Below are 4156 nucleotides of genomic sequence, written 5' to 3'. Positions count from 1 at the left end.
AGCATTATCTTTGTTTCGGGTTTCTGATTTTTTCGCACTCAGGTAAAACTCTTTTAAACTGCCAGTTTCTGTAATCTGTTTAAAATCAAACCATTCCCAACCACTGACTTTTTTTACACCCTCACTACCAATAAATGTCCATCCTTTAATAGGAACATTTTTACTATCCAGTGCATGCTCTATCTTTAACCATAAGGTCCCCTTTTCATCAATTGCACGTTTATCATTCCCCATTAAATCTTTATCATTTATATTCAGTAGCAACGGTGGCATATCAACTTCATTTTTGCTACCGGTTAACTCACTCTCTTGTAAGGGAAATTTACTCCATGCCGGTGTGGTACTGGCTAAATCTTTTAGATTACCTTTTTCTTCTAAGGTAGCAAAACTTTAACGAAGACATTCTTAATCTTTTTGACATTTTACAACTCTTTGTCTATCACGATGTTTACATGAAATCGATTCCAATAACTTGAAGTGCCCACTATTATCTATTTTATAATGTCTCCATTTTTCAATATCTTGTGTTTCGTCACTACCAACATAATTTAATAACCAAATATTCTTAAAATTTTTATCAATATAGTAATACTGTACAAAAGCAGCCGATTCTAAAATTTTTTCTTTAAAAATTGATAATTTATCTATTAATTTATTATTTTTTTCAATATTCAAAAATATTTCGAAATCAAACTCTCCATGCTGCTTTTTAGTTAAATTGTATCGATATTCTCCTTTTTGATATATCTCTTTCTTTTTATTAAATGAAGTGTCACTAACTTTACCAAAATATTGACCTAATTCGTTTAAATCACACTCATTGTAAAAATAAGAATCAAAATAAGATCCATCATCGGGAAAATCACACTTCTTATTCATATCCTCTACAATTTTTTTATTAGTCAACATGGGATGACCAAACCAACTAAACTCCCGATTTGGTACCTGATAATTAAATCCTCGATAAGTTATGGGAGATTCATTATTTTTTTTCAATTGCTTCGAAAATATTATTAAGTAATCTGACTTAGTTAGAAAAACAAAATAATTATCGATCTTTATTAAATCAGTTAAACCCGCTTCCAAGCATAAATTATCGTCATGATTATTAGTAAATTTGATTGCCTCAAATTGATCGCCTAAAAGGATCCCTTCTTCTGAAAAAATTTTTTTATATTCCTCCACTTTTTCTGGAGTTTTCCAATAAGATAAAGGTGTAGTAAGATTTGTTGATGTTTCATACTGGATAACACAAATTGTATCAACTATAACTTTTCCATCGATTAATATTAGTTTAATTCTCGAATACTTTTCCGTTAAAAATTCTCTCTCATAACCTGATTCATTACCAGAAACAGAATTTTTTGAAACTTTATAATAATCCCAAATATCCGGTGATTCATTTGAATGAACAATTCCTATAGAAAAAATAAACAATAAAATCAAAGTTAAAAAATTTTTTTTCATTCCCTTTATCCTTCTCATTTAAATCGTCGATTATTCAATTATTTTAATGGTATTAAAATCAAAATTTTCTGTATGCAAATGGCTATTATGTAAATCGCCACCATTTTTTGTTCCTGATATATCTTTAAATAAGTTATAGATTTCTTTTCCTACTCGAAACGTTCTAAAATGGAATTTAGCTAAAGCGTTAACAAATTCTTTATCTTTTTTGTAATCAGTTAAATTTTTAACTTTTTTAATGTACTTTGTGTCAATACTCAGACCATTTATGTGTAAAGAACTAGGAAAACAAGAGCCTTGTTCATAGGCACTACCCGTTACAATAATATTTTCTTTAATCTCCGCCAGAGCGCCTATAAAACCTGCCAGTAAGTCTGGATTTATATATTTTCGAAAAGTTTCTTTAAGTTCATATTTTATAATTACACCACTACTTTCATAGTTAAGACTATCCGGCATTCGAACCATTTGGGCTTCTTCCTTCAGCTTTTCATATAGTTTCCATACATCTCCTTGTTTGTCATGACGTCCATATTCAGCAATATTCCCATTAGTCATAGTTAGTCTTTCATAAATACTTACACCTTCTTCTATTTTTATCCATTCATGAATATCACCATTTTTGTATTTCGCTCTAGCTGCAATATACCCATCACTAACGTTAGTTTTAGTTTCCTCCACAGTTCCATGATCTGGATAGTTAAATGTTTCTCTAGGAGAATCTACAAACTTTTTCTTATTAATGGTATGCCATTCACAAATACAAATTTCATGCTCGTTTTTATGTTTATCATGATAAACATATTGATATTTTCGCTCAAAACCAGGGGATATTTTTTCGGGTATATGCTTTTCGATTTTTCCATCCTGATAGATATGATAAGTCACAATGCCTGCTTTAAATTTAAAGTAATTCATAAGGGCAACTGGGTGCATAAACCAAACCTCACCGTTTTGGCTTAACGTGGCAGGCGTTGATGATGTTTCGGTTTGTTGCTTTGAGCTGTCTTCTGTTTTATCTTTTTCTGTTTCAGTGTCACTTTGTTCTGTCTGTTGACTTTGCTTAGCTAATTCTTCGACTACATCGTCCCACCACAGCATTTTTGTCGCTTTTCCTTTGGTTTTTTCCCATAATTCTGACTTCTCTTCTAACTCTTTTATTTTACCCAATAAGTTAAGTTGCTCCGGTGTTAATTTCTTGTCAGGGGCATCTTTATAATCAGCGGGAAAACGTTGATAATCTCTTTTTTGTTGTGCTAATCTCTAAGAACGAACAATTGACTTTCTTCACATCTTAGCATTACTTAATGCTCCAACTGCATGAAAAAATTTTTTCAACAAGAGCTTTTTCTATTGATATCCCTAAATTGAATTGTTCATACTTTAATATTATCACGATTATTAACATCTAATAGTTAATTTATAGCTCCCCAATAATGTTAATCATTTTTCTAAAAGCTCAAACTTTTCATTTATGAAATTATAATATCTTCTTCTATATCCTTCGTTAGCTTCATTTTCATCAGGATCCGCTATTATTCCAGAAATAATAATTAAACTACTATTTAAATGATATTCTATAGAAAACCCATTTTCTCCATTTTCATCTTCTATCAAATAAGCATTAGGAAGTCCAATAACTTTGTTAGAGAGTAAGTTTCGAATCTCTCCACAAATTGCACCACCACCACACCCATAAACCTTAATCAAATAATGATACGCAAAGTTTGCATTTTTAATTTTTGTTTTAGTTTTAATAGCGAAATCGTTAAAATCTAATTTGATAAGTTCTTTACTTTGAGCTTGAGCTATTAAGGAATAATTAATTGCAAATATTATGAAACACAGAAGAGCAAACTTTAACTTTTTCATATTTACCTCCAATTTCCATTTTTCGATTCTTTTAATGCTTCAACCATTTGAGCTGGTAATATATGGGCAGAATTTAGCCCATCTCCTTGATAATATGATGAACCTTCAAAAGCTGCAATTCTTCCATTACTTATTGTTTTCCCTTTACGTACTCCTGCTGATGCAAATTCTTTAGCCCAATCATAAATAGCATCTTCAACATCACCATCCTGTTCTAAATATTTTATTATGTTCTTCCTTTTAATTTTTATCAAATATTCTTCAAATAAAATATCTTGTGTTTCTTTATTATATTTCAATGATAAGTCTAATTTTAAATAATCTAGAGCTGATTTTAAAGTTTCAGGAATTATTTGAAAGCGTCCAGCAGCAAATATTTCCCCTTTTGCTTGTTTATCAATTAATTCCTTTAGCGTCATAGAGGTTAAGTTAGTATTAAAAAAAGCTCTTAGTTTTGGTTTAGTTTGATTATAAGCTGAATAATCATTATTGGATTCAACTTCACCTAACAGCAAAGCAAATGGGCTTTCTGCCCAGCCTTTTTTTATTTCAACAATATTAAAATAATCCACCATAGCCACAGGATGCATAAACCAAACCTCACCGTTTTGGCTTAACGTGGCAGGCGTTGATGAAGTTTCAGTTTGATTAGTTGAGGTGTCTGCTGATTGCTCTTTTTTAGTTTCTGCTTCACTTTGTTGTGTCTGCTGCTTTTGCTTAGCTAATCCTTTAGCGACATCATCCCACCACAGCATTTTTGTCGCTTTTTCTTTGGTTTTTTCCCATAATTTATACTTATCTTCTAACCCATTTATTA

The 4156-nt window shown here is 30.7% G+C and carries 4 protein-coding genes and 1 pseudogene; all 5 read right to left on the bottom strand.

The annotated features are described in order from the left end of the window. On the bottom strand, window positions 1-273 hold a 273-nt coding region (locus J3U19_RS11380; protein ID WP_267346366.1), incomplete at its 3' end, for a hypothetical protein. Window positions 274-405: 132 nt separating this feature from the next. Next, window positions 406-1467 carry a hypothetical protein gene (locus J3U19_RS11375; RefSeq protein WP_267346365.1) on the bottom strand — a complete coding sequence of 354 codons (1062 nt, stop codon included), beginning with the start codon at window positions 1465-1467 and terminating at the stop codon, window positions 406-408. Window positions 1468-1497: 30 nt separating this feature from the next. Continuing rightward, complete coding sequence (locus tag J3U19_RS11370) at window positions 1498-2637, bottom strand: hypothetical protein (protein ID WP_267346363.1); 1140 nt, start codon at window positions 2635-2637, stop codon at window positions 1498-1500. A 273-nt stretch (window positions 2638-2910) separates the two neighbouring features. Continuing rightward, complete coding sequence (locus J3U19_RS11365; RefSeq protein ID WP_267341955.1) at window positions 2911-3339, bottom strand: hypothetical protein; 429 nt, start codon at window positions 3337-3339, stop codon at window positions 2911-2913. A gap of 2 nt (window positions 3340-3341) precedes the next feature. Further along, a pseudogene (locus J3U19_RS11360) lies at window positions 3342-4156 on the bottom strand (hypothetical protein); the annotation flags it as partial.

The organism is Gilliamella sp. B2828, assembly GCF_026537125.1.
Lineage (GTDB): Bacteria > Pseudomonadota > Gammaproteobacteria > Enterobacterales > Orbaceae > Gilliamella.
The sequence above is the reverse complement of the archived record's forward strand: the minus strand, read 5'-3'. Positions and strand labels throughout refer to the sequence as shown.